Here is a 23,654-nt window from a genome sequence, read left to right on the forward strand (position 1 = left end):
TCGGCAACAGCGCCACTGTGAGGGGACTTCGCGGCGTCACGTCGGCGAAACTTCATCTGTCTATCTCGGTGGTCCGTGAAGTGCATTGCGTCGACCCGATAGCGAGAACCGATAGTGAACTGGGCGGTGGCCCCGCGACCGAACGCGGCGGTATATGGCTCTGCTTGTGTCGACGTCCGCGGCGGCCTCGGTCAGCTCGCTTTCGCTTTCGGTTTCGGCGGCATACGGCACGGCAACCCCGACGAACTGATAGCCGCGACCTCGAACCGTACGAATGTAGCGCTGCGATGCGCCATCGTCGCCGAGTGCACGGCGAACGGCCTTGATCCGGCTTGTCAGGGCAGACTCGCTGACGAACCTGCCGCCCCAGACCGCATCGAGGAGTTCATGTTTGGTGACAACGCGCCGGTGGTTACTCACCAGCACGGTCAGAACGTCAAACACCTGAGGCTCCATCTGGATCGCAATTCCATTGCGACGCAATTCGTATCGAGGAAGATCCAGGCTGAACGCATCAAAACGCCACGTTGCAGACCCAGTCGCCAACACCGGCGCTGGGAACGACGAGAGCATGGTCACGAGCTGCCCCTAACTGTCAATCACGCCCCTGTCTGGGAGCTGTCAGCCGGAACGACGGGCGGGTATGAGCGAAGGTTCAGTCCCGTGGAAGAAAAAATTCCCTTTCTACTGGCGGCGTTCCCGTGAGACCGAACCGACCGGGCCTCAGACGCCGCCTCGGCCGGTATCGGATCCTCTACGAATTCGGCGGCTCACCGCATCGCAGTTCTTGCTGCACCGCTGTCTCCGCAGCGGAAAGGAACCGCCAGTGGAGCCTGTGCGGCGCGTGAAACACTCTCAATGGACAAAGTTGCCAGGCAGCGCGTCGTCCGAGACCTATAGTTTGCCGACTCGCGCCGTGGGCCTAGACCGGCGCACGCGCCGGACACATCGCGCACGCTTGCAAACCGTTGGGCGGTGGTAGCGCTGTTTTACGCCGTTAGGGTCTCTTTGCGTCCCAACTTGGCCGAGTTGGCGCCCCATACTCGCAGGGCGTCCACCTTGAGGTATGGGGTGCGGCTACAGGAGTCCGAGCAGGTCACCGACCCTCGTACCTCTTCCTCCCACTCCATGAGGGCCTCGAATGACGCAAACTCCGGCCCTTCGGTGGCATTGAGCTTTCGACGCAACGTCGGGCAGTGGACAAATGGTACGAAATTACCGCTCCGGGAGAACGTAATCTCCATGTAGTGCTTCAGCGTTTGGCAGCGGCTGTCAGTATTGGCCGGCTGAACAAATGCGGTTTCAGCCGGAGTCGCATCCTCGTCGCCAGCGTAATGGCTGACACCGGCCCGATAGAGACGCTGAAAGTCGGAAAACGCGTTCAACCGAGGCGATGAGGTCTCATCGTAGAATTCGGCGACGACAGGTAGGTCGTCCGTCTCCAACAATATGCGTTCCAATTGGCCGCTCGTACGAACAGCCAAAAGATTCTCCCGCTCACTCGCCGGGCGGTAACCATTCTGTATTTGATCGGCAAAGAAAGACACCCGCGAGTCCATCGGCATGAAATGGTGCGTGCACCCGATAGCCTCTGTCATCGCGAACAGATCAGCAAGGTGCGGCAGGTTCAGCTTGGACACCGTAGTGTCGACGTGGACGATGTGATCGCTGAAGCGCTCCAAATTGGTCTTGACCAGGTCAAAGGTGCGCCCACGCCGGATCTTTCGGTAGAGCTCTTCGGTGTGGGCGTCGAGGGACGTAAAGAACCGCACGTTGTCGGAGAAGGTCAAGTCACCGTCCGAACCCCACGTCATGTTGGTGTACGCGCTGAGGCATACCGTCGAGTCCTGGTGCTGAAAAAAGTCCAATACTCCGCCGTGCAGAAATGGCTCCCCACCAATGACCATCAAACGGTCGAAAGAGGCACAATTGGTCTCAACATATTCAACCATTTCGGCGAACCGATCAGACAACGCGGCATCGTCCCACGTCGGCGGTCGGTCAATCATCCAACACGGACAGGAGGTGCATTTTAGATTGCACATATCCCCCATGAATACGTCAAGCTGCATCAACGACGAATGAAAGCTCATAAGTTCCCCCGAACCGATGTGAATCAAGCTATATCCGAAAGCTAGCACCCGACAAGCGCACTGGCAAGGCAAGTCAGCTACTCGCTACGAACCTGCCCGCTACTATCCGCTTACACGCCGCCGATCACCGAAACCTGTGGTTTCGTAGCAACCATGCGATCAGAAACCCTCGACAAACTCGCAGCGGTCGCAGCCGGGCTCACCGTGCTGCTGTGGTCGTCCGCGTTCGTGGTGATCCGCGCTGTCGGCACGGTCTTCTCACCGGGCTCGCTGACCTTCATCCGCCTCGTAGTGGGTTTGCTGTGCCTGCTGGTGCTCGCTGCGTTCTATCGCCAGCCGCTGCCCCGCGGCCGAACACTCGCCTTGGTGGCCGGCTACGGTTTGCTGTGGTTTGCCGGCTACAACATCACTCTTAACTGGGCCGAGCGCCACCTCGACGCGGGCACTGCCGCCCTTCTGGTCAACTTCGCCCCCATACTCGTCGCCATCTTCGCGGGCCTGTTTCTCGGCGAGGGTTTCCCACGGCAACTCGTGGTCGGAATCGCCGTCGCGTTCGGGGGTGTGGCCCTGATCTCGCTGGCAACGGCTGGTGACGGCAATGCGGACGTCATCGGCGTTGCCCTCGGGTTGGTCACCGCCCTGTTTTACGCCGCAAGCGTGCTACTGCAGAAAGTAGCCTTGCGCACTGTCGACCCGCTGACCGCGACCTGGGTCGCCTGCGCCGCTGGAATGCTCGCCACCACGCCCTTCGCACCCGTCACACTCTCCGAACTCACACACGCATCACCAACCGCCATCACAGGAGCCATCTACCTCGGCGTCGCTCCGACCGCCATCGCCTTCACCACCTGGGCGTTCGCCCTCAGCCGGATGAACGCAGGAGCGGCATCAGCCACCACCCTGGCCATCCCGGCAATCGCCATCGTGCTCTCATGGCTCACGCTGCAAGAGACACCGTCGGCACTCGCAATGTGCGGCGGTGCCATAGCACTCGCCGGGGTCGCGCTCACACGGCGAAGCCCCAAACCCGCTGCTGCCTCAGCCGCGCCAACCAATAAAGCCAACCAAATAGATCCGTGCCACGATTGAATCTCCATGACCACACGCCGCACAGCCGACCACGTCGCCATCTGGCACGACGTCCAAGGCACAACAACCCGCCTATTGAGCGACCTCGGCCCTATTGACGGCACCGCCAACCTGACCGTCACCCCACGTCACTGCCCCGGTCGGGGCCAGTGCACGCGCATCGGAGCACCGCTCGGACGCCAACTCCTGCTCAGCCGAGCCCTCATTGCCGACCTGCTCAAGCGGGGAGCCTCGCAGAAAACGATCCAGGACACTGACTACCTCACCATCCACGTTGACCACGTCGCAGGATCCGGCAAGCCGGCAACAGCCACCTACCAACTGATCGCCGCACGATGGAAGAACTGTGACAGCGATAGCGACAACGACTCTGGCCTCATGATCGGCATCTGGCCCGACTGAATGGCTACGGCCGCTGATGCTGGTGCACGTCGTACGCCCACGGCGACGGAGATCGCGTATTGGGCGGCCACGACATCAGCGCTCAAGCGGTTCATTCTCGGTCGAGGTTTGAGAAAGGCTGACACGACGTCATACAGCGTGAAAGTGGGGCTGTTGAGAGTCGGTTGATGGTTGACGGATCTGTTTCGGTTGATCCTTGACACTCTGGTGTTGTGGTTTAGGCCTGTGCGCCGGTGCGGAAGGCCCGTTTGTTTCGTACCTCGCCGGTGCTGGTGCGGGCAGCGGTTTTGACGAGTTGGTCGCCGACCCAGAACCGCAGCAGCCCACCGTCGACGTGCACATCGCAGCGTGCCCCCGCGTAATGCCGGCCCACGCTGACCTGCTGCCAGGACACGCAGACCACCCCGTTGGTGGTCACCGTCCGTGACACCCAGTCCTGGCCACCGCGCTCGTCAGGGGCAGCGGGTGTCCTGACCGCTGGGCTGACACGAGCACCGGCAGTGAATCGTTCGGCCGGGGTGGCCATCTTCAACGACTGATGCGGCCGAACGGTGTTGTACTCGCACACCCATGCATCCAACGCCGCCTGGGCGGTCCTCAGGTTGGCGAAAGGCGCTGCGGTGCGGAGGAACTCGGCTCGCAGGCTGCGGTGAAACCGCTCGATCTTGCCGGTCGTGGTCGGCGTGCGTGGCTGGGTCAGCAGATGCTCGATGCCATGCTCGCGGCAGATCGCATCGAAGAGCACCTCCACCGGAGGATGGTTAAACCGGCCGGTGAACACCTTGCCGTTATCGGTCAAGATCTGCTCAGGAGCGCCGTAGGTCGCCAACGCCTCGCGCAGCCCGTCGCACACCGCGCGGGTGCGCTCCCGGACCATCAACCGAGCACACACGCACATCCGGGAGTGATCGTCGATCCCGGTCAACGCCTTGGCACTGGTCCCATTGGCCAGGGGGAATCCGCCCACCACATCCATCTGCCACAACTCCATCGGGGTAGCGCGTTCCCAACGTTTCCACTTGCGAGCGCGTCGATCCCGCAGCCTCGGATCAATCAACCCGGCCCGCAGCAACGCCCGATACACCGCTGAGGCCGACGGCAGCGGTGCCACCTTGCGTTTGGCCAGTTCGAACACCAACCGCCGCGGCCCCCAGTACGGGCGCGAGCGCCGCAGCTCCAGCACCGTCGCTTCCACCTCGGCCGGCATCTGATGCGGACACCACGCCGGCCGATGCGACCGATCCGCCAACCCATCCAGACCCTCGGCCTCATAGCGGGCCAACCAAGCATGCAGCGTCTGCCGCGACACCCCGACCTTGCTGGCCACCTGCGTTATCGACAAACCATCACTGATCACCGCCAACACGGCCTGATACCTCTGCTCGACCACGCTCAACTCCCTCACGCCGTGTCGAGGATCAACCGAAACAGATGTAAGGCATCAGCCGAAACACTGTCGCCCATCAACCGGAGACAAAACGTCAAGCCTCACCCGACGTCATACAGCGTGAAAGTGGGGCGGGCGGGGCTCGAACCCGCGACCAATGGATTATGAGTCCACGGCTCTAACCGACTGAGCTACCGCCCCGAGGCGCATCTGCGCGGCACCTATGCTCCCACATCCGCGACGCACGGTGGCCAGGGGCATGAGTGATACGACCGCCCCGCCGCTGCCGTGACGGCGACCGTCAGCCGCCGGTGGAATCATGGCGAGCGTGCCGTCACCGTCTTATGCCTTCGCCTCCGACAACGCCGCCCCCGCGCATCCCAAGGTCATCGCCGCGATCGCCGCGGCCAACGACGGCGCCGCTCCCTCTTATGGCGACGACGCGACGACGCAACGTGCGGCGGAGGCCATCAAAGCCGCGTTCGACTCCCCCGACGCCGAGGTGTTGTTCGCGCTCACCGGCACGGGCGCCAACATCATCGCGTTGGCGTCGGCCGTGCGGCCGTGGCAGGAGATCCTCTGCAGCGACGTCTCCCACTCCCTGATCGACGAGGCAGGTGGTCCGGTCCGGCTCTCGGGCGCGCAGCTCGCGGTGCTGCCCAGTGATGACGGGCTGATCGACCCGGCCGAACTCGACCGAGCAGTTGTGCGCCGCGGGCCCGTCCACCATTCGCAACCGCGCATCGTCACCATCACGCAATCCACGGAGAACGGCCGGATCTGGACTCCGCAGGCCATCAAAGACTTCATCGACCACGCCCACGATCTCGACCTGCTGGTGCACGTCGACGGCTCCCGGCTCGGCAACGCGATCGCAGCCCTGGACGTCGCACCCCGGGAGGCGATCGCCGATGCTGACATCGTCACCGTCGGCGGCACCAAGAACGGCATCCTGCTGGGCGACGCGATCCTGGTGCGTCGGCCCGAGCGGTTCGACGGAATTCACTTCGTGCAAAAGCAGATCGGCCATCTGGCCAGCAAGCACCGGTTCATCGGCGCCCAGTTCGAGGCGTTGCTGAACGACGACCTGTGGTTGCACAACGCGGCACACGCCAACGCCATGGCGGCGCGGCTCAGCACCGGGCTTGAGCGCCTTGGCTTGCGGCTGGCCTGCCCCACCGACGCCAACGAGGTGTTCGTCGACCTCGCATCCGACACCTTGCAGAAGCTGTCGGCGCACTATGCGGTGCACCAACCCGATCCGCTGAAGCCGGCCGTGCGATTCGTGTGCTCGTGGGCGACGACGGAGGCGGAAGTCGACGACGCTCTGCAGATCCTCGCGTCGATTTTGCCGCCAGGGTCGTGACTGCTGCGAAAACACAACCCTCACGGCGAAAACGGCGTAACACCTAAGCGATGAGGGTGACGCGGTTGGCACAGGCGGCCCTGCTCGCGCTCGCGGCGTGCGCGACCCCGGCTGAACCGTCGGCGCTCAACCAGATCGACCCCGCCAACTTCCAAACCGCGATCGAGACCGCCGCCGAGAACCTCCAGGCGCCGGGCGCGCTGGTGCTGTTGCAGACCCCGCAGGGCACGTTCACCGCGAAGGTTGGCACCACCGAGCTGGGCACGCAGTCGCCGCCGCAGCCCGACACCCACTTCCGCATCGCGTCGAACACCAAGCCGATGACAGCCGCATTGATCGTGCTGCTGGCCCAGGACGGGAAGCTCACACTGGACGACCCGATCTCGGCCTACGTCCCCGAGGTGCCCCACGGAGACAACATCACGCTCGCGGACCTGCTCCTGATGCGCAGCGGGCTGTACTGCTACACCAGCGCACCGGAACTCTCGGCTCAGCTCGACGCCGACCCGGCGAAGCCCTGGACCCCGCAGCAGGTGCTGGCCATCGCGTTCGCACATCCACCGAATGCACCGCCCGACAGCGAATACGAGTACTGCAACACCAACTATGCGTTGCTCGGCCTCGTCGTCGAGAAGGTCGGCGCCGCGCCTCTGGCCCGCCAATTCGAAGATCGGCTGTTCAGGCCGCTCGGCATGAACAACACGGTGCTGCCGGCGACCGATGACACAGCGATGCCTCAGCCGTATTCGCATGGGTACATGTACGGAAAGACGTTGTACGCCATGGTCGACGAGGATTATCCGCCGGACATGGCGGCCGCGGCGAAGGCCGGCACGTTGCAACCGGTCGACTACACGCACCAGAACGCGTCGTACGCCACGGCCGCCGGTGGCGCCATCTCGACCGCCGACGATCTGGCCACCTGGATCCGAGCACTGGTCACCGGCAAGGTCTTCGACGCCGAACGCCAGCAGCAGTGGCTGCACAGCCTGCGCCCCGAAGTTCCCGACCACCCGGAGGGGCAGCAGTACGGCTATGGCATCAGCTATCAACGGTTCGGCCCGAACGCCGCGATGTACTACCACGGCGGCGAGATGCCCGGCTTCAACTCGTTCATGGGGTTCGACCCGGACAACGATGTGGCACTGGTCATCTGGACCAACCTGACGCTGTCAGCGGACGGCCGGACCACGGCGAACGCACTGCTGCCGACCGTGCTCGACGAGGTTTACAGCGGCCTGCACCTCGGCTGATCTCAGCTGTAGATCGGTTGCCCGTCGTCACCGATCCGGTACTGCTCGGTGCCCTCGCTGACGCGGGCACCGTCGACGCCGAGCGAGACCGCCACCTTGTTGCACGCATTGCGCATGACGTCCAGGGTCAGCTCGATCGCCTCGTCCCGCGAGAAATGTTGCAGCAGATCGTCTCCGGAGACCTGTGACGGGTTCCAGATCAGCGCATCGGTGTAGCGCAGCGCAGCCTTGTGCCGATCGGAGAGCCCGGAATCTTCATAGTGATCGATCTCGTCGTACACCGACTCGGTGGCACCGGCCTCCAACGCCGCGGCTTCCCGCAACGACCTGCACAACCGGCAGTTGTGCTGGCGCGCACCACGCAGTCGCACGAGCTCCGAGGTGACCGGGTCCAATGCCCGCATCTTGCCGACCGAGGGAACGAATACGTCCAGCACATAGTCCGACGGATTCGTGTCGTGGTCCCAGCTGGCGGGTTCGAGCGGCAGGTGCACCCCGATCGAGCACAGGCCGGCGTTCACCCGAGGCACGAAGTCGGCGATGTAGATCAGCGTCGCGACGCCGAACACGTCAGGGCCCAGCAGGTCCGCGAAGGCGGCCCGTTGCGCGGCGCTGATCCCGGTCACGTCGATGCTGAACTGTTCGGCGAACTCGGTGACCATGGGGTCGACGGCGCCGCCCGAGGTTTCGGCCGGCAGCGGCGGCAAGGCAACGGTCGCCGCGCACGCCTCACGGATGTCGGCGTTGACGTCGGCTAGCTTCGGCGGCGACAACGCCACCAGGCGCGTCAACTCACTCAACACACCCGCAGTATCCAACACCGGCGGCCTCGACGCGCCGTATTACCGCGCCCGGCGCGGCCGGACCATCGCATCCAAACCCGATGCGTAGCTCTCTTTCACCACGTCGAGATGCACCCAGCTGTCGACGACACCGACCCCGGGCAGGGCCCGCACGGCGTCGAGGATCTCGACGAGCTGCGCCGCCGAGAACGCCCGGACCGTGGCCAACAGATCGAAGCGGCCGAGCGTGCGGGCCAGGAAGATGACCGATCGCATGCCCGCCAACGCCGTCACCACGTCGTCGCCGGTTCCGGTGAGCCTGATGCCCAAGCCGAGTGCACTCTGCCGGTCCTGTCCCGAATGACGGACCACCGCACCGATGCGCACCACCTGTGACTCGATCAGCCGTACCACGCGTCGCCGCGCACCGGCGGGTGAAAGTCCCACTGCCTGTGCGAGATCCACGTACGACGCGCGGCCATCGCGCTGCAACGCCCGCAGCAGCGCGAGATCCACCTCGTCGACTTCGACGTCGACATCGCCGACCGGGCCGACGACGTCACGCAGCACCTCGATGTAGGTGAGCGTGTCGACGCCCACGACGCCGCTCATCGCACGCAGCTCGGTGATCACTCCGTCGACGTCGCGCATCGACCCGACCCGCACCTCGGCGATGAGCGCGTACACACCGCTGGTCAGCGACAGGAACGCGACGTCGACGCGCTGTGCCAGCGCTGTCGCGATCGGAGCGGCGGATCCGTCGACCATCACACTGACGTGCGCCACCGCCCCACGCCCCAGCACGGCCGGGTGCACGACGCCGCGCACCACGACCTGCCCGCTGGCGATCAGCCGCTGCATGCGAGCCGCGGCAGCGGAACGCGACAGGCCCACCCGGTGTGCGACATCGCGATGGGTCAGCCGGCCGTCACTTTCCAGCAGGCCGACGATTGCCTCATCCACCTCGTCCATTGGGGCACCCACTCGAAAATCGGTCGAAGATTTTTTCCTCACCACGCTAGCGGCAGAAAGATCACATATCCCGCCGATTCTCGCGGCTTATGAGCGAAGTGTTGGAAGATTCCGGCCTATCGATACTCGTTACGCCAGCTTTACGATCGAATCGATTGCAGCGTTTGACCTGGCGGTTTACTGTAACGCGCATCACAATCCACCCTCCACTTCGCGCAAGGATCGTCATGGCAGCCAGCGAAACTCCCACGATCACGCCCAAGGCCACCGAAGTGGAGATGCACGGCGTCGAACCCATCCCCGACGCCGAGCGCACCGCGGGCCCGCTCGACCTGTTCCGTCTGATCTTCGGCGGCGCCAACACGATCGCCACCGTGGTGCTCGGCACCTTCCCCATCATCTTCGGGCTGTCGTTCCGTGACGCGCTGTTCGCGACCCTGGCCGGCCTGGTGCTCGGCTCGTTGATCCTGGCGCCGATGTCGCTGTTCGGTCCACGTAACGGCACCAACAACGCGGTGTCGTCGTCGGCGCATCTCGGAGTGCACGGCCGGGTGGTCGGCTCGTTCCTATCCCTGCTGACCGCCGTCGCGTTCTTCTCGATCTCGGTGTGGACTTCCGGCGACGTCCTGGTGGGCGGCGCCAACAGGGCGATCGGGCTGCCGCAGAACGATCTGGCGGTCGGCGTGGCGTACGGCATCTTTGCGCTGCTGGTGCTCGTCGTGTGCATCTACGGCTTCCGATTCATGTTGCTGGTCAACAAGATCGCCGTCATCGCGGCCACGTTGTTGTTCCTGGCCGGCATCGTGGCCTTCGGCGGCATGTTCGACCCGGGATACAGCGGCACGCTCACCCTCGGCGATCCCCTGTACTGGCCGTCGTTCGTCGGCGCCGCGCTGATCGTGATGTCGAATCCGGTGTCGTTCGGTGCATTCCTCGGAGACTGGGCCCGTTACATCCCCCGCGAGACGCTCGGCTGGAAGACCATGGTGGCCACCATCGCCGCGCAGCTGTCCACGCTGGTGCCGTTCCTGTTCGGTCTTGTCACCGCGACGGTGATCGCCACGCGCGCACCGGAGAACTTCGCCGCGGGCGACTACGTCGGTGGGCTGCTGACCGTTTCACCGGCCTGGTACTTCATCCCGGTGTGCCTGATCGCGCTGATCGGTGGCATGTCGACCGGCACCACCGCGCTGTACGGCACCGGCCTCGACTTCTCCAGCGTGTTCCCCCGCTTCAGCCGCGTCCAGGCGACCATCTTCATCGGCTCGATCGCCATCGTGTTCATCTTCATCGGGCGCTTCGCTTTCAATGTGGTGCAGAGCATCTCGACGTTCGCGGTGCTGATCGTCACGTGCACCGCGCCGTGGATGGTGGTCATGATGGTCGGCTGGTTCACGCGCCGCGGCTGGTACGACTCCGACGCGCTGCAGGTGTTCAACCGCAGGCAGCGCGGCGGGCGGTACTGGTTCACCCATGGCTGGAACTGGCGCGGTCTGGGCGCCTGGCTGGTGTCGGCCGCACTGTCGATCTGCTTCGTCAATCTGCCCGACCAGTTCGTGGGACCGCTGGGCAACCTCGCCGGCGGTATCGACCTGTCCATCCCGGTCGGCCTCGGCCTGGCCGCCGTGCTCTACCCCGCGCTGCTGTGGGCGTTCCCCGAACCGCGTGACGCCTTCGGACCCGACGGCCCGCGGGGGATCCCGGCAGGCGCGCCCGCCGACATCCCGATCGTCTCGGAGGACACCGAAAGCACGTCTCCGACAGCGGAAGCCGTCGCCTGACCTACTGCGCCTGACTCACCGACGACATGTGGAAGTCGGGGATCCGCAGCGTCGGCATCGCCGCGCGGGTCGCCCAATCCCCCCACTCGCGCGGCAACGTCACCTCGCTGATCCCGGCCTCGGTGGCCCTCCGCAGCAGGCCCAGCGGACTCTCGTTGAACCGGAAGTTGTTGACGGCCGCAGTCACCTCGCCGTCCTCGATGAGGTACACGCCGTCGCGGGTCAGCCCGGTCAACAACAGCACGGTCGGATCCACCTCGCGGATGTACCACAGTGTGGTCAGCAGCAGACCGCGCTCGGTACCGGCGATCATGTCCGCCAGCTCGGTCGAACCGCCGGTCATCAGCAGGTTGTCCGCGGGCACCGCGACGGGAGTGCCGTACTCGGCGGCAACGGCCCGCGGGTACGCCAAGGCGTTGACGACGCCGTCGCGGATCCAGTCGACGCGGTTGATGCCCATGCCGTTGTCGAAGATCGACACCCGCTCCGACGAGCTCGGCACCGCGACAAACGGCTGGCAGGCCAGGGTTTCGGCGTGTGGGTCGGAGTAGAGGGTCAGCCCGAGATCCGTGAGCTTCTCCCCCACCCGCGTACCGCCGGGCGCCGACAACGCGGTGCGGCCCTCCTGCGCACCGCGACCGTCCATCGACCAGTTGAGGAAGATCATCATGTCCGCGACCGTGGACGGCGGCATGAGCGTCTCGTACCGCCCGGCCGGCAGTTCGACGGTCCGCTCTGCCCAGCCCAGCCGCAGCGACAGATCGGCCAGCATCGAATCGACCGGCACGTCAACGAAATCCGGTGTGCTCACGCCCGCCCAAGCACTCGCCCCGTTCCGCTTGGCGTTGACCTCCACCGAGCCGGTCGGCTGCGTGTAGCGCCGCCGCAAGCCCGTCGAGGTCGCCACGAACGTCGTCTCGAGCACGTGCCGGGCGTAGCCGTACAGCTGATCACCGCCGCCGAACCCGCGCGCCAATTCGCGTGCGATGCCCGAAAACGCCTGCGCGCCGGTCTGCGGCACGGCCGCGTCCCAGTCGGCAGGCACTCCGTCGGGTGGCAATGCCGGTGCGGCGTCGCGGGCTTCCGGTGCCGACCTGGCCGCCTGCTCGGCGGCGGCCACCAGGTCCGGGATGATCGCCGGATCGACCTCGCTGGAGCGCACCGAACCGACGTGCGCCTTGTCTCCTTTGCGCACAACGGAAATCACCGTGGTAGTGCGGCTGACCGCCTCGCCGTTGGTGGTCATCGAGTTGCCGGCCCAACGCAATGAGGCGTCGGCCCGGTCGGTGACCAGCACCGTCGTCTCCACGCCCGGATCCGCCGCGCCCAGTGCGATGTCGACGACCTGCTGCGCGCCGATCATCGGCCGCCCTCCGTCCTGGTGTTGAGCACGTTGATGCCACGGAACAACGCGCTGGGGCAACCGTGACTGACCGGGGCCACCTGGCCGGGCTGCGCCTTGCCGCAGTTGAACGCGCCGCCCAGCCGCCAGGTCGAGGGGCCGCCGACGGCTTCCATGGCTCCCCAGAAGTCGGTGGTGGTGGACTGGTAGGCGACGTCACGCACCTGACCGTCCAACCGGCCGTCGCGGATCCGGTAGAACCGCTGCCCGGTGAACTGGAAGTTGTAGCGCTGCATGTCGATCGACCAGGACTTGTCGCCGACGATGTACAGGCCGTCGGACACGCGGGAAATCAGATCGTCGGTGCTGAGATCCTCGCGTCCCGGCTGCAATGACACGTTGGCCATCCGCTGGATCGGGACGTGGTGCGGCGAGTCGGCGTACGAGCAGCCGTTGGAACGCGACTCGCCCAGCCGCGGGGCGAACACTCGATCCAATTGATAGCCGACGAAGATTCCGTCGCGCACCAGATCCCAGCTCTGCGCGCGCACTCCTTCGTCGTCGAAACCGACCGTGGCCAAACCGAATTCCACGGTGCGGTCGGCGGTCACGTTCATCACGCCGGATCCGTAGCGCATGGTGCCGAGCTTGTCCGGCGTCGCGAACGACGTTCCGGCGTAGGCCGCTTCGTAGCCGACCGCACGGTCGTATTCGGTCGCGTGGCCGATCGACTCGTGGATGGTCAACCACAAGTTCGACGGATCGATCACCAAGTCGGTGGGGCCGGCAATCACCGAAGGCGCCTTGGTCTTCTCGGCCAGCAGCGTCGGCAACTCGGCGAGCTCGGCCGACCAGTTCCAGATCTCGTCACCGGCGACCGCCTCCCAGCCGCGCGCCGCAGGCGGCGCCAACGTGCGCATGGTTTCGAAGCTGCCCGCCGCGGAGTCGACCGCGACCGCCTCCAGCGTCGGCAACACCCTCACCCGCTGCTGCGTGATCGAGGATCCGAACGTGTCCGCGTAGAACGTCTGTTCCTTGACCGCGTGAACGCCCGCCGACACATGGTCGACGCCGTCGGCCGCCAGCAACCGTCCCGAGTATTCGTCGAGCACGCCGATCTTGTCGGCAGCCGGAACACTGAACGGGTCGATGTCGTAAGCCGACACCCATGTCGCGTCGGCATAGACCGGTTCGGGGGCCAGTTCGATGCGTTCGGCGTTCAACGGCGCCAGCGTCGTAGCCACCTGGACGGCACGCCGCGCGGTCTCTGCCGCCACGCCCGGCGCGAGTTCGGCGTTCGACGCGAATCCCCACGTCCCGTCCACGATCACCCGCACCGCGAGCCCGATCTCGCGGTTGACCACCGACGTCTCCAACTCGCCGTCGCGCAACTGGATGATCTCCGTGGTGATGCGGTGAATTCGCAGGTCGGCGTAGCTCGCTCCGGCCGCGACGGCGGCGGACAACGCCGCTTGAGCCAACTCGAACCGGGGCAGCTCCAGAAAGTCGGTGTCGACACGTCGTTGAGCTGTCACGATTCCCCACACTAAACGGTGCTCTCAGATTGGGCCCATACGCTGACGCCATGGCAGAGCTCAGTCGACGGGCAGTTCTCGGTGGCACGGCGATCGCCGCGGGGGTCGCGGCCGTGGGACTCGGTGGCTGTGAATTGATGCGCACGCCTGCGCACGAGGCCGGCCGCCGACCCAACATTCTGGTCATCCTCGTCGACCAGATGCGGGCGCCGCAGTGGTTCCCCAGCATGCGGCAACTCGGCCCGCTGCTGCCCCGGCTGACCGGTCTGCAGCAGCGCAGTGTCTCCTTCACGTCGCACTACAGCGCGTCGAACATGTGCACGCCGTCGCGCGGTGTGCTGACCACCGGGCTGTACTCGCACCAGACCGGATGCCTGTTCACCGGCGAGGGCCCCACCGAGTCGACGCTGGCAGCGCGGTTCCCGACCTGGGGCACGATGCTGCGCGACGCGGGGTACCGGACATGGTGGTGGGGCAAGTGGCATCTGGGTCATGCCGCCGACAACACTCCCGACGGTCTGGAAGCCCACGGGTTCTCTGGCGGCACGTATCCGTCACCGAACGGCGCACCGAATCAGGGGCTGCAGCAGGATCCGTCGATCGTCGACCAGTTCGGCGAGTGGTTCGATGCGCATGCGGGTGACGGGCCGTGGTGTACGACGGTGTCACTGGTCAATCCGCACGACATCTGCTGGTGGCCCAAAAACCCGCTGCCGGAAGATGTTCCACACTGGTTTGACGCGAAGCCGGCCAACTTCGAGACGGCCGACGATCTGCGGCGCCGCGGCAAGCCGCAGTTGCAGATCGACTACATGAACTTCATGTCGCCGCTGATGACCGGTGCGATGTCGGCAGACCCGGCGCAGTGGGCCCGCTGCCTCGACATGTATCTGTGGTTGCACCAGCAGGTCGACGTCCAGATCGGCCGTGTGCTCGACACCCTGGCGTCGCGCCCGGACGTCGACCGCAATACCGTCGTCGTCTTCACGTCCGATCACGGCGAATACGCCGGATCGCACGGACTGCGCGGCAAAGGCGCCGCCGTATACGAGGAGAGCATCCGGGTGCCGCTCTTCATCCGCGACCCGTCAGGTCACCTGACACCCGTTGCCGGCGACACCCGCGCCCAGCTGACCTCCAGCGCCGACCTGGCACCGCTGCTGATGACCATCGGGCACAGCGGCGCGAGCTGGCGTTCGGATTCCCGCTACTCATATCTGGCGAGCCGTGCCGACATCGCCGGGATCGCCGCCGAGGCGACGACCCCGGGCCGGCCGTGGATCGCGCACGCCACTGACGACATGTCGGTCGAGGAGATGGCGGCGCTACTGAAATCCCCGATCGCACAGAAGATTTTCGGCGCGGCCGGCCCGCCGACGGACATCCCCACCTCGGCGCCCAGCCACATCGTGGCAGTGCGCACCCCCGACGCCAAACTCGGCATGTACACCTACTGGAAGCCCGGCAGCATGGAGATCGACACGTCGCGGCCCATCCATCACGAGTTGTACGACTACGCAACCGCTTCGGGCGCCGCCGAGATCGACAACCAGGCCGGCCGCAGCCCCAAGCAGGCCGCGCTGCAGGAACTGCTCGAGCACGCGGTGCTGCCGGAACTGCGGGCACCGCTGCCGGAGTTCCTCGGCGAGGCGCAGGAGCAAGGCCTGGCGAACATGAAAGAGCTTGCTGCCTTGCGCGGTGGGTGAGACTGCGCAATTCGCTTCCCCGCAGCGCCCGACGTACTAGCTTGACGCCATGCGCGTTTTGGTCACCGGCGGTACCGGGTTCGTGGGCGGTTGGAGCGCGAAAGCAATTGCCGACGCCGGCCACAGCGTTCGGTTCCTGGTGCGCAAACCCGACCGGCTGCACACGAGCGTCGAAAAGCTCGGTGTCGACGTCTCCGACTACGCGGTCGGCGACATCACCGATCGCGACTCGGTCATGCGCGCGCTGGACGGCTGCGATGCCGTCCTGCACAGTGCGGCGCTGGTCGCCACGGATCCGAGCCAGACGGCGAAGATGCTCAGCACGAACATGGCTGGTGCGCAGAATGTCCTCGGCGGCGCCGCAGAACTCGGCCTCGATCCGATCATTCACGTGTCGAGCATCACCGCGCTGTTCAACCCCGACGTGGAGACCCTGACGGCGGACCTGCCGGTGTTCGGCGGGACCGACGGCTACGGCCGCTCCAAGGCCCAGGTCGAGATCTACGCGCGCGGCATGCAGGATGCCGGCGCGCCCGTGAACATCACCTATCCCGGCATGGTCATGGGCCCGCCGGTCGGCAACCAGTTCGGCGAAGCCGGCGAAGGTGTGGCCGCCGCACTGCAACTCGGCGCGATTCCGGGCCGCAGCGCGGCCTGGACGATCGTCGACGGCCGCGACCTGGCCGCCCTGCATGCCGCGTTACTCGAACCCGGTCGTGGGCCCCGGCGGTACATGGCCGGCGGTCATCGCATTCCGGTGGACGAGCTGGCGAAGCTGTTCACCGAGGTGTGCGGCAGGACCGTGCTCGCCGTCCCGGTTCCCGACACCATGCTGCGGGTTGCCGGGCAGGTGATGGACCGGCTCGGCCCGTACCTGCCGTTCGAAACGCCCTTCACCGAAGCGGGCATGCAGTACTACACCCAGATGCCGGGATCCGACGACACGCCCAGCGAACGTGACCTCGGCATCACCTACCGAGATCCGCGAATCACCCTGGCCGACACGGTTGCCGGGCTGCGTCAGCTGGAGCGCTGAAAAACCAACGGCCGGAAGCGGTCCGATGAGGACTCACTTCCGGCCGGGGGCCGGTCTTGTTCAGTTGGCGGGCGCGTCCGCCTGGCCGGCGGTCTGCACCACGGTCGCGGACGGAGCGGTCACACCCAGCTGGCGGGCGACGAAATCAGCTGCCTGCACTGCCATTCCGTTGTCCTTGTAGGAGCTGTGTGCGGCACGGTCAAGACCACCCGGGAAGCAGATCGGGTCGCCCGTCGCGCACAGCTGGATGGTCTTGGCCACGTAGGGCTGGCCGATGGTGATGGGCGGCGCACTGCGGTCGGCCAGGCCCAGCACGAAGCTGTCGGGCGTCCCGAACAGGGCCACGGCGGCGACGTGGGAGGCAACCGACGCGGGCATCGGACCACTGATCCCGGCGGGCAGGACGAAGCCGGCGGGCACCGAGCTGGTGGTGGTGTAGCCGGCCACCGCGGCGCCCTGCGAGTACCCGCCCAGCACGATCTTGGTCGCCGGGCAATTGGCAGCCACCGACTGGATCCGGTTGCTCGCGTCGGCGATGCCGTCGGCTGCCTGACCGAAGTCCAGCGAGGCCGGGTAGTTCACGCCGTACACGTCGACGGTCTTGCCGGGCAGCGCGGCGGTCAGCGCGTCGACGAATGCCTGACCCGTCGCGCCGACGCCGGGCGCCTCATTGGTGCCGCGGGCGAAGACCACCTCGACGTCGGCACACGCATCGTCGGCGGCATTGGCCGATGCGATCGGGCCGGCCAACGAGCCGAAGACGACCGCCGCCAAGGCGAGCACCACGAAGATCGTGGACTGTGCCACCTTGCTGATCGAAGCGCCCGTCCGGGCGTGCTGCCTTGTGCTCATGTCTGTGTCCCCAGTCCCTATAGCGGCGATTACCTGCTACAAGTGGAACGAAGCACGTCCGATTCCGGCGGCGTCAAGTGATGTACGCCACATGAGCAAAGTGCGGTCATCGGGATTGCTGGAGCGGCTTCAGGCGTTGGCTTGTCGGCCTTCGCGTCGACGACTGGCTCACCGGGGCTAATTCTGTTGTCCGCCTGCGGCCCGATGCCTAACGTCGAGACATGCCAGCCGACGTACCGACCATCTTGGCCACCAGCGGAGGCATCGGTGCGGGTCACCGCACCCGGTTTTCCTTCACCCCGCTGACCGACTTCGCGGTAGACCTGTCCGGCGTCGCAGGCAGAGCACCGCGCATGTGTCTGCTGGCCACGGCCATGGGCGACGACAAGGCCATCCTGCACCACCTCACCGAAGCGGCACAGGAACGCGGATTCACGGCATCGCACCTCTCGCTGTTCCCGATGCCCAACATCGAGGACGTCACAGCCCACCTGCTCGACCAGGACGTGGTGTGGGTCTTCGGAGGCAGCGTGGCAGGCCTGCTGGCGATGTGGCGTCTGCACGGTATCGACGCCGCGCTGCGCACGGCGTGGCAGGCAGGTGTGGTCCTGACCGGCATTTCCGCAGGCTCGATCTGCTGGCACGCGGGCGGTACGACCGACTCGTTCGGCCCTGAACTCCGAGCCGTGACCAACGGGTTGGGATTCGTCCCGTACGCCAACGGTGTGCACTTCGACTCCGAAGACCAGCGCCGCCCCCTGTTGCGCTCATTGGTCGGCGAGGGTGCGTTGCCTGCCGCTTACGCGACCGACGATGGAGCGGGGGTGCTGTATCGCGGCACGGGGTTTTCGGAAGCCGTGTGTGAAACAGACTGTGCGGGAGTCTATTTCATCGAAAGACGGGACGGCGCCGGCGTCGAGACCGCACTCGATGTGCGGCGGTTGTAGGGCATGGCGACCATCGGGTTCCGACCGGCCACCAAAGCCGATTTCGAGTTCATCTTCGATTTGCACAAGCAGACGCTCGGTCCGTACGTCGACCTGGTCTGGGGATGGGATGACGAGGTTCAGCGGGCGTATCTCGAACGCACGCTGGACCTCGACTCGACCGAGATCATCGTGGTCGACGGGGCCGACGTCGGACGGCTCAATATCGAGCACCGCGACGGCGAACTGTTTCTCGGGCTCATCGAGATCACGCCTGACCACCAGGGTCGAGGAATCGGCGCACACATTGTTCAGGCACTGCTCGACACGGCATTCGCGGACGCAAAGCCCGTGCGCCTCAACGTGCTCAGGGTGAATTCACGCGCATACCAGCTGTACCGACGGCTGGGCTTCCATGAAGTTCCTCCAGAAGGCGTCGATCCGCACATCCGGATGACCTTGCGGGCACACCCACCGGGCCAGGGCTGAAGATGACTTGTTCACAATAGTTTTCGTGCCTGGCGCCGGCACTCGTCGGCGAGCCGTTGCTCCCGGCCGAACAACAGACCGAAGGTGAAGCCGTTCTCACCGGCAGTCGTCCCGCCGGCCAGAGCCATGCGACGCAACACGGTACGCGCGACAACGGTGTCCTGATGATCGCCAAGGATCGACTGAAATCGCTTGTAATGCTTGACTGTTCGCTTCGTCTGCTTCGAACCGCCGACATCCTGGCACAGCTCGGCGGCGTATCGGGCGCGTTTGGCTGCCTTGCGTGCGCGATGCAGCATCGCGTCGTCACCGGCATCCTCGCCGAGCGCTGCGGTGAGCCGTCGATCGGCTTTTCGCTGAGCCTTCCACGCCCGCTTGACCAGTCTCGTGGTGCTCGTCTCGGGGTCCACGGGTGGAACTGTGCGCCACGTGCGCAGCACCGCCATGATCGCCAGGTAGCGCGGCGAGTCCATCGCGTCGGTGACTTGGGCGCGTGCGGGCAGCTCGACAGCTTGCAGGTCGTTGCGTACGCGGGAACGCACGGGGCCCAGGATCAGATCCTCGGGCACCTCGTCGAGAGCTTTCATGAATCTCCGGTGTTGAACCTGGCAATCGCGGACGTCGCCGAGTATCCCCGCGAACCATCGCAGCTCGTCATCGAGATCACCGGCCGCCGACTGGTCCAGCACTCGCCCGAACACCCGCAATGTGCTCCGCAGCCGTCGGATCGCCACGCGAGTGTCGTGAATCGGATCCTGGCCGCGTCGCAACCCGATGTCACCCACCACGATCTGGTCGATCTGAGTGTTCACATACCGAAGCAACGCCCTTGCCGCCGGCGAGGCAGCCTCCGCTGCCGGAAGCGGCGGCAAGATGTGGGCGAGCTTGGACGGATAGCGCGAAGGGCGAGCGCCGCCAGCCGCCAGCCGCTTGGCGAGGCGTTTGGGAACCGACGGCGTACGAGGCCCCAGTTCGACCTCGATCTCGCGCCACGCCAGCAGACGTTCGTCAGCCCACGCACGCACGCAGTCGTCGTCGATCTCCGCGTAGCGGTCACCGACCCCCGGCATGCGGATCCGGTAGCGATTCCGGACGGTGTGGATCGTCGCGACACCGGACAGTTCTTTGCCCAAAGTGATCCCCTTGAGTAGCGCCTTCACGGAGTCGGGCAGCACCTCGGTCGACGGCCAGTGCAGTTCCGCCCGACCGTCGTCCGCGGGGATCTTCAACTGCCACCCCGTGTCGTCGTCGCCGGTGCGATGCCGCAGCAGTACGCCGTGCGCCTGCAGATCACGCTCCGGGGTGTCGTAGTACTCACTGGACAAGTCGACACTGTCATGCTCCACCTCGGCCCCGGTGACGACATCGTCGAGGCGTGGCATCTCAAACAGCTCGTCGACGTCCCACTTGTCTTCACGTTCGAGAACCTCGCGCATACAAGAAGCAGTTCCCCGACACCTGGCGGCCAAACCAAAACCGCCCATCAGCAGCGCAGAGGCGGGACCGATATCGACAGCGCACCCACCGTGTTGTGCAGCACCCGCCAACCGCTTTAATGGCCGAATGGCCACTTCGCGGGTCCGGACGGCAACCCTGGGGTACGCGCTTGTCGCGCCCAGCCTGTTCGGAGTCGTCACGTTCCTGCTGCTGCCCATGCTGGTGGTGGTCTGGCTCAGCCTGCACCGGTGGGATCTCTTGGGCCCGATCACCTATGTGGGCCTGGACAATTGGACGTCGGTGCTCACCGACTCGTCGTTCGCGACCTCGCTCGTGGTGACGCTGCTGTTCGTGCTGCTGGTGGTGCCGGCGCAGACTGTGCTCGGCTTGATCGCCGCAACCCTGCTGGCGCGTGGGCTGCCCGGCAGCGGCTTCTTCCGCACGGTGTACGTGCTGCCGTGGATCTGTGCGCCGTTGGCCATCGCGGTGCTGTGGCGCTGGATCCTTGCCCCGACCGACGGGGCGGTCAGCACCGTGCTCGGCCGGCGCATCGAATGGCTCACCGACCCGGGACTGGCGCTGCCCGTGGTCTCGGCCGTGGTGATCTGGACCAACGTCGGCTACGTCACGTTGTTCTTCCTCGCCGGCATCCTCAACATCCCCGAAGACGTGCACAACGCGGCGCGGACCGACGGCGCGACGTCCTGGCAGCGGTTCCGCCACATCACGTTGCCGATGCTGCGGCCGACCCTGTTCTTCGTTCTGGTCACCGGAATCGTCAGCGCCGCCCAGGTATTCGACACGGTGTACGCGTTGACGGGCGGCGGGCCGCAGGGCCGTACAGATCTGGTGGCGCACCGCATCTACGCCGAGGCGTTCGGAGCCGCCGCAGTCGGGCGGGCAGCCGTGATGGCGATCGTGCTGTTCGTGATCCTTGTCGGCATCACCGTGGTCCAGCACCTCTACTTCCGCCGCAGGATCAGCTATGACCTCACGTAACGCGCTGATCTACGTGGGCCTGCTCATCGGCGCGGTGATCACGCTGGTGCCGTTCGGCCTGGGACTGCTGACATCGTTCACCTCGGCCACGCAATTCAACACCGATTCGCCGCTGTCGCTGCCGAAGCCGCCGACCCTGGAGAACTACCTCGGGCTGGCCGACGCCGGATTCGGCCGGGCCATTGTGGTGACCGCCCTGATGACCGCGGTGATCCTGCTGGGCCAGCTGGTGTTCTCGGTGCTGGCCGCCTATGCCTTCGCCCGCTTACAGTTTCCCGGCCGTGACGTGCTGTTCTGGGTGTACGTCGCGACGCTGATGGTGCCCGCCACCGTGACGGTGGTGCCGTTGTATCTGATGATGGCCGAGGCCGGCCTGCGGAACACGTTCTGGGCCTTGGTCCTGCCGTTCCTGTTCGGATCTCCGTACGCGATCTTCCTGCTCCGCGAGCATTTCCGGTCCATCCCCGGCGATCTGATCAACGCGGCCCGGCTCGACGGCGCCAACACCCTCGACGTCATCACCCATGTGGTGGTGCCGGCCAGCCGGTCGATCCTGGTGACACTCGCGCTGATCACCGTGGTGAGCCAATGGAACAGCTTCCTGTGGCCTCTGGTGATCACCAGCGGGAGCAAATGGCAGGTGCTGACGGTCGCGACGGCCGGGCTGCAGTCGCAGTACAACGCGCAGTGGACCTTGGTGATGGCTGCGACGACCGTCGCGATCGTGCCGCTGCTCGTGTTGTTCGTCGCGTTGTCACGCAACATCGTCCGCTCGATCGTCGTCACGGGGATCAAGTGATCGTCCAATTCGACACAACTGTCGTGAAATCAGCGCGGCGACGACGTTTTCGTCGAGTTCGCAGGAGGGGGCCGGCATGAGGCGCTCCACGCTGTGGGCCCTGGGTCTGAGCCTCACCATGGTGGTCCTGCTGGCCGCGGCCATGCTGCTGGGGCGTTCCACCGAACCTTCAGGTAAGACCGTGGTGACGGTGCGGCTGTGGGATCCGCAGGTCGCCGCGGCGTATCGCGCATCGTTCGACGCGTTCAGCCAGGAGCATCCCGGCATCGAGGTCCGGGTCAACACGGTGTCGTATGCGAACTACTTCGACACGCTGCGCACCGACGTGGCCGGCGGCAGTGCCGACGACATCTTCTGGCTCTCCAACGCGTACTTCGCGGGCTACGCCGACAGCGGCCGACTGCTCGACATCGGTCAGACCCTCGGCCCCGATGCCGCCAGGGCCTGGGAGCCCGCGGTGGTCGACCAGTTCACCCGCAACGACACCTTGTGGGGCGTACCGCAATTGACCGATGCGGGTATCGCGGTGTACTTCAACGCCGAATTGCTCAGTGCCGCAGGCGTCGACCTGACCGAGCTGCTGACGCTGCGGTGGTCCGACGGTCCCGATGACACGTTGCGCCCGCTGCTCGCACGGCTCACCGTGGATGCCGATGGACGTACCGCGGCGACGCCGGGTTTCGACGCCGGCCGGATCCGGCAGTGGGGCTACAACGCCGCCAACGATCTGCAGGGCATCTATCTCAACTACATCGGGTCAGCGGGCGGCACCTTCAGCGTCGACGACCGGTTCACGTTCGACAACCCGCAGGCCGTGCAGGCGTTCAGCTATCTGGTGAAACTCATCAACGACGACCACGTCGCGCCGCCCGCATCCGACACCAACGACAACGGCGACTTTTCCCGCAACGCGTTCCTGCAGGGCCGCATGGCGCTGTTCCAGTCCGGTACCTACAACCTCGCGGCCATCGCCAATCAGGTTCCGTTCCACTGGGGTGTGGTGATGCTGCCAGAAGGCCCGCGCGGCCGCGTCAGCGTCACCAACGGCATTGCCGCCGCGGCCAATTCCGCGACCAAGCACCCCGATGCGGTCCGCGAGGTGCTGGCCTGGATGGGCAGCAAGACCGGCAACGAGTTCCTGGGCCGCAGCGGCGTCGCGATCCCGGCCGTACTCGCCGCCCAACCGGTTTACCACGACTACTGGTCGGCACGCGGAGTCGATCTCAGCCCGTTCTTCCGCGTGCTCGACGGCCCACGCATGACGGCCCCCGGCGGCGCCGGCTTCCCCGCGGGATTCCAGGCCATCAAGCCATATTTCGACGAGATGTTCCTGGGCCGGGCGGATGTCGCCACCACGCTGGCGGATGCGCAGTGGGCCGCCAACAGCGCGGCGCAGCGTTAAGCACCG

Annotated in this window: 20 protein-coding genes, 1 tRNA gene and 1 pseudogene; 12 read left to right on the forward strand and 10 right to left on the reverse strand. The window is 65.7% G+C overall.

Translation table 11 applies throughout. The features are described 5' to 3' along the window. Nucleotides 1-225: 225 nt before the first annotated feature. Nucleotides 226-573, reverse strand: a pseudogene (locus G6N67_RS36965) (winged helix-turn-helix domain-containing protein); the annotation flags it as partial. A 416-nt stretch (nt 574-989) separates the two neighbouring features. Continuing rightward, a complete protein-coding gene (locus tag G6N67_RS36970; RefSeq protein WP_036442947.1) occupies nt 990-2,093 on the reverse strand; it encodes a radical SAM protein in 1,104 nt (367 codons plus the stop codon). A 153-nt stretch (nt 2,094-2,246) separates the two neighbouring features. Here G6N67_RS36970 and G6N67_RS36975 point away from each other — a divergent pair, with 153 nt between their 5' ends. Then, entirely contained in the window at nt 2,247-3,182 is a 936-nt protein-coding gene (locus tag G6N67_RS36975; protein ID WP_036442945.1) for a DMT family transporter, read from the forward strand. Nucleotides 3,183-3,188: 6 nt separating this feature from the next. Further along, nucleotides 3,189-3,584 carry a hypothetical protein gene (locus G6N67_RS36980; RefSeq protein WP_036442943.1) on the forward strand — a complete coding sequence of 132 codons (396 nt, stop codon included), beginning with the start codon at nt 3,189-3,191 and terminating at the stop codon, nt 3,582-3,584. A gap of 217 nt (nt 3,585-3,801) precedes the next feature. On the opposite strand, the gene G6N67_RS36985 is transcribed toward G6N67_RS36980, so the two are convergent. Together G6N67_RS36985 and G6N67_RS36990 are read right to left on the reverse strand one after the other, a co-directional pair. Further along, complete coding sequence (locus tag G6N67_RS36985; RefSeq protein ID WP_051579320.1) at nt 3,802-4,989, reverse strand: IS481 family transposase; 1,188 nt, start codon at nt 4,987-4,989, stop codon at nt 3,802-3,804. Nucleotides 4,990-5,098: 109 nt separating this feature from the next. Further along, nucleotides 5,099-5,172, reverse strand: a tRNA-Ile gene (locus G6N67_RS36990). 118 nt (nt 5,173-5,290) lie between these two features. Here G6N67_RS36990 and G6N67_RS36995 point away from each other — a divergent pair. After that, on the forward strand, nt 5,291-6,337 hold the full coding sequence (locus G6N67_RS36995; RefSeq protein ID WP_036442939.1) for a threonine aldolase family protein: 1,047 nt from the start codon (nt 5,291-5,293) through the stop codon (nt 6,335-6,337). A 50-nt stretch (nt 6,338-6,387) separates the two neighbouring features. Beyond that, nucleotides 6,388-7,590: a serine hydrolase domain-containing protein gene (locus G6N67_RS37000; protein ID WP_036442937.1), complete on the forward strand. Its 1,203-nt coding sequence runs from the start codon at nt 6,388-6,390 to the stop codon at nt 7,588-7,590. A 2-nt stretch (nt 7,591-7,592) separates the two neighbouring features. On the opposite strand, the gene G6N67_RS37005 is transcribed toward G6N67_RS37000, so the two are convergent. Together G6N67_RS37005 and G6N67_RS37010 are read right to left on the reverse strand one after the other, a co-directional pair. After that, nucleotides 7,593-8,411, reverse strand: a complete 819-nt coding sequence (locus tag G6N67_RS37005; protein ID WP_036442935.1) for a carboxymuconolactone decarboxylase family protein — start codon at nt 8,409-8,411, stop codon at nt 7,593-7,595. 21 nt (nt 8,412-8,432) lie between these two features. Next, entirely contained in the window at nt 8,433-9,344 is a 912-nt protein-coding gene (locus G6N67_RS37010; protein ID WP_036442933.1) for an Lrp/AsnC family transcriptional regulator, read from the reverse strand. Between the two features lie 227 nt (nt 9,345-9,571). Here G6N67_RS37010 and G6N67_RS37015 point away from each other — a divergent pair, with 227 nt between their 5' ends. Further along, on the forward strand, nt 9,572-11,125 hold the full coding sequence (locus G6N67_RS37015; RefSeq protein ID WP_036442931.1) for a purine-cytosine permease family protein: 1,554 nt from the start codon (nt 9,572-9,574) through the stop codon (nt 11,123-11,125). A 1-nt stretch (nt 11,126) separates the two neighbouring features. Here G6N67_RS37015 and G6N67_RS37020 read toward each other — a convergent pair whose 3' ends face one another. Beyond that, nucleotides 11,127-12,488, reverse strand: coding sequence for a metallopeptidase TldD-related protein (locus tag G6N67_RS37020; protein WP_036442929.1), 1,362 nt, complete (start codon nt 12,486-12,488; stop codon nt 11,127-11,129). Further along, nucleotides 12,485-14,002 carry a TldD/PmbA family protein gene (locus G6N67_RS37025; protein ID WP_036443423.1) on the reverse strand — a complete coding sequence of 506 codons (1,518 nt, stop codon included), beginning with the start codon at nt 14,000-14,002 and terminating at the stop codon, nt 12,485-12,487. Before G6N67_RS37025 ends, G6N67_RS37020 begins: the two co-directional genes overlap by 4 nt. A 50-nt stretch (nt 14,003-14,052) precedes the next feature. On the opposite strand from G6N67_RS37025, the gene G6N67_RS37030 reads away from it, so the two are divergent. Together G6N67_RS37030 and G6N67_RS37035 are read left to right on the forward strand one after the other, a co-directional pair. Beyond that, a complete protein-coding gene (locus G6N67_RS37030; RefSeq protein ID WP_036442927.1) occupies nt 14,053-15,708 on the forward strand; it encodes a sulfatase-like hydrolase/transferase in 1,656 nt (551 codons plus the stop codon). Between the two features lie 49 nt (nt 15,709-15,757). Further along, nucleotides 15,758-16,744, forward strand: a complete 987-nt coding sequence (locus G6N67_RS37035) for an NAD-dependent epimerase/dehydratase family protein (RefSeq protein WP_036442926.1) — start codon at nt 15,758-15,760, stop codon at nt 16,742-16,744. A 60-nt stretch (nt 16,745-16,804) separates the two neighbouring features. Here G6N67_RS37035 and G6N67_RS37040 read toward each other — a convergent pair whose 3' ends face one another. Continuing rightward, nucleotides 16,805-17,596 (reverse strand): cutinase family protein, encoded by a 792-nt coding sequence (locus tag G6N67_RS37040; RefSeq protein ID WP_036442924.1) that lies wholly within the window; start codon nt 17,594-17,596, stop codon nt 16,805-16,807. 221 nt (nt 17,597-17,817) lie between these two features. On the opposite strand from G6N67_RS37040, the gene G6N67_RS37045 reads away from it, so the two are divergent. Together G6N67_RS37045 and G6N67_RS37050 are read left to right on the forward strand one after the other, a co-directional pair. Further along, nucleotides 17,818-18,543 carry a Type 1 glutamine amidotransferase-like domain-containing protein gene (locus G6N67_RS37045; RefSeq protein ID WP_036442922.1) on the forward strand — a complete coding sequence of 242 codons (726 nt, stop codon included), beginning with the start codon at nt 17,818-17,820 and terminating at the stop codon, nt 18,541-18,543. Between the two features lie 3 nt (nt 18,544-18,546). After that, on the forward strand, nt 18,547-19,011 hold the full coding sequence (locus G6N67_RS37050) for a GNAT family N-acetyltransferase (protein WP_036442920.1): 465 nt from the start codon (nt 18,547-18,549) through the stop codon (nt 19,009-19,011). A gap of 11 nt (nt 19,012-19,022) precedes the next feature. On the opposite strand, the gene G6N67_RS37055 is transcribed toward G6N67_RS37050, so the two are convergent. Then, nucleotides 19,023-20,447 carry a CYTH and CHAD domain-containing protein gene (locus G6N67_RS37055; protein ID WP_036442919.1) on the reverse strand — a complete coding sequence of 475 codons (1,425 nt, stop codon included), beginning with the start codon at nt 20,445-20,447 and terminating at the stop codon, nt 19,023-19,025. 127 nt (nt 20,448-20,574) lie between these two features. Between G6N67_RS37055 and G6N67_RS37060 the strand changes: the two genes are divergently transcribed. The 3 genes from G6N67_RS37060 to G6N67_RS37070 all read left to right on the forward strand — a co-directional run bounded on the left by G6N67_RS37060 (nt 20,575) and on the right by G6N67_RS37070 (nt 23,648). Then, the gene (locus G6N67_RS37060) at nt 20,575-21,447 is read left to right on the forward strand and encodes a carbohydrate ABC transporter permease (RefSeq protein ID WP_036442917.1); all 873 of its coding nucleotides are present in this window, start codon (nt 20,575-20,577) and stop codon (nt 21,445-21,447) included. Continuing rightward, on the forward strand, nt 21,434-22,246 hold the full coding sequence (locus G6N67_RS37065) for a carbohydrate ABC transporter permease (protein WP_036442916.1): 813 nt from the start codon (nt 21,434-21,436) through the stop codon (nt 22,244-22,246). Before G6N67_RS37060 ends, G6N67_RS37065 begins: the two co-directional genes overlap by 14 nt. A 76-nt stretch (nt 22,247-22,322) precedes the next feature. Next, entirely contained in the window at nt 22,323-23,648 is a 1,326-nt protein-coding gene (locus tag G6N67_RS37070) for an ABC transporter substrate-binding protein (RefSeq protein WP_036442914.1), read from the forward strand. The last annotated feature ends 6 nt before the right edge of the window (nt 23,649-23,654 follow it).

Source organism: Mycolicibacterium mageritense (genome assembly GCF_010727475.1).
GTDB classification, from domain to species: domain Bacteria; phylum Actinomycetota; class Actinomycetes; order Mycobacteriales; family Mycobacteriaceae; genus Mycobacterium; species Mycobacterium mageritense.

Coding starts and splice junctions, on each gene's coding strand:
- G6N67_RS37045 (WP_036442922.1), top strand. CDS start 17,818: ATGCCAGCCGACGTACCGACCATCTTGGCCACCAGCGGAGGCATCGGT.
- G6N67_RS37055 (WP_036442919.1), bottom strand. CDS start 20,447: ATGCGCGAGGTTCTCGAACGTGAAGACAAGTGGGACGTCGACGAGCTG.
- G6N67_RS37000 (WP_036442937.1), top strand. CDS start 6,388: ATGAGGGTGACGCGGTTGGCACAGGCGGCCCTGCTCGCGCTCGCGGCG.
- G6N67_RS36995 (WP_036442939.1), top strand. CDS start 5,291: ATGGCGAGCGTGCCGTCACCGTCTTATGCCTTCGCCTCCGACAACGCC.
- G6N67_RS36970 (WP_036442947.1), bottom strand. CDS start 2,093: ATGAGCTTTCATTCGTCGTTGATGCAGCTTGACGTATTCATGGGGGAT.
- G6N67_RS37040 (WP_036442924.1), bottom strand. CDS start 17,596: ATGAGCACAAGGCAGCACGCCCGGACGGGCGCTTCGATCAGCAAGGTG.
- G6N67_RS37035 (WP_036442926.1), top strand. CDS start 15,758: ATGCGCGTTTTGGTCACCGGCGGTACCGGGTTCGTGGGCGGTTGGAGC.
- G6N67_RS37020 (WP_036442929.1), bottom strand. CDS start 12,488: ATGATCGGCGCGCAGCAGGTCGTCGACATCGCACTGGGCGCGGCGGAT.
- G6N67_RS37010 (WP_036442933.1), bottom strand. CDS start 9,344: ATGGACGAGGTGGATGAGGCAATCGTCGGCCTGCTGGAAAGTGACGGC.
- G6N67_RS37065 (WP_036442916.1), top strand. CDS start 21,434: ATGACCTCACGTAACGCGCTGATCTACGTGGGCCTGCTCATCGGCGCG.
- G6N67_RS37070 (WP_036442914.1), top strand. CDS start 22,323: ATGAGGCGCTCCACGCTGTGGGCCCTGGGTCTGAGCCTCACCATGGTG.
- G6N67_RS37050 (WP_036442920.1), top strand. CDS start 18,547: ATGGCGACCATCGGGTTCCGACCGGCCACCAAAGCCGATTTCGAGTTC.
- G6N67_RS36980 (WP_036442943.1), top strand. CDS start 3,189: ATGACCACACGCCGCACAGCCGACCACGTCGCCATCTGGCACGACGTC.
- G6N67_RS37015 (WP_036442931.1), top strand. CDS start 9,572: ATGGCAGCCAGCGAAACTCCCACGATCACGCCCAAGGCCACCGAAGTG.
- G6N67_RS37030 (WP_036442927.1), top strand. CDS start 14,053: ATGGCAGAGCTCAGTCGACGGGCAGTTCTCGGTGGCACGGCGATCGCC.
- G6N67_RS36975 (WP_036442945.1), top strand. CDS start 2,247: ATGCGATCAGAAACCCTCGACAAACTCGCAGCGGTCGCAGCCGGGCTC.
- G6N67_RS37060 (WP_036442917.1), top strand. CDS start 20,575: ATGGCCACTTCGCGGGTCCGGACGGCAACCCTGGGGTACGCGCTTGTC.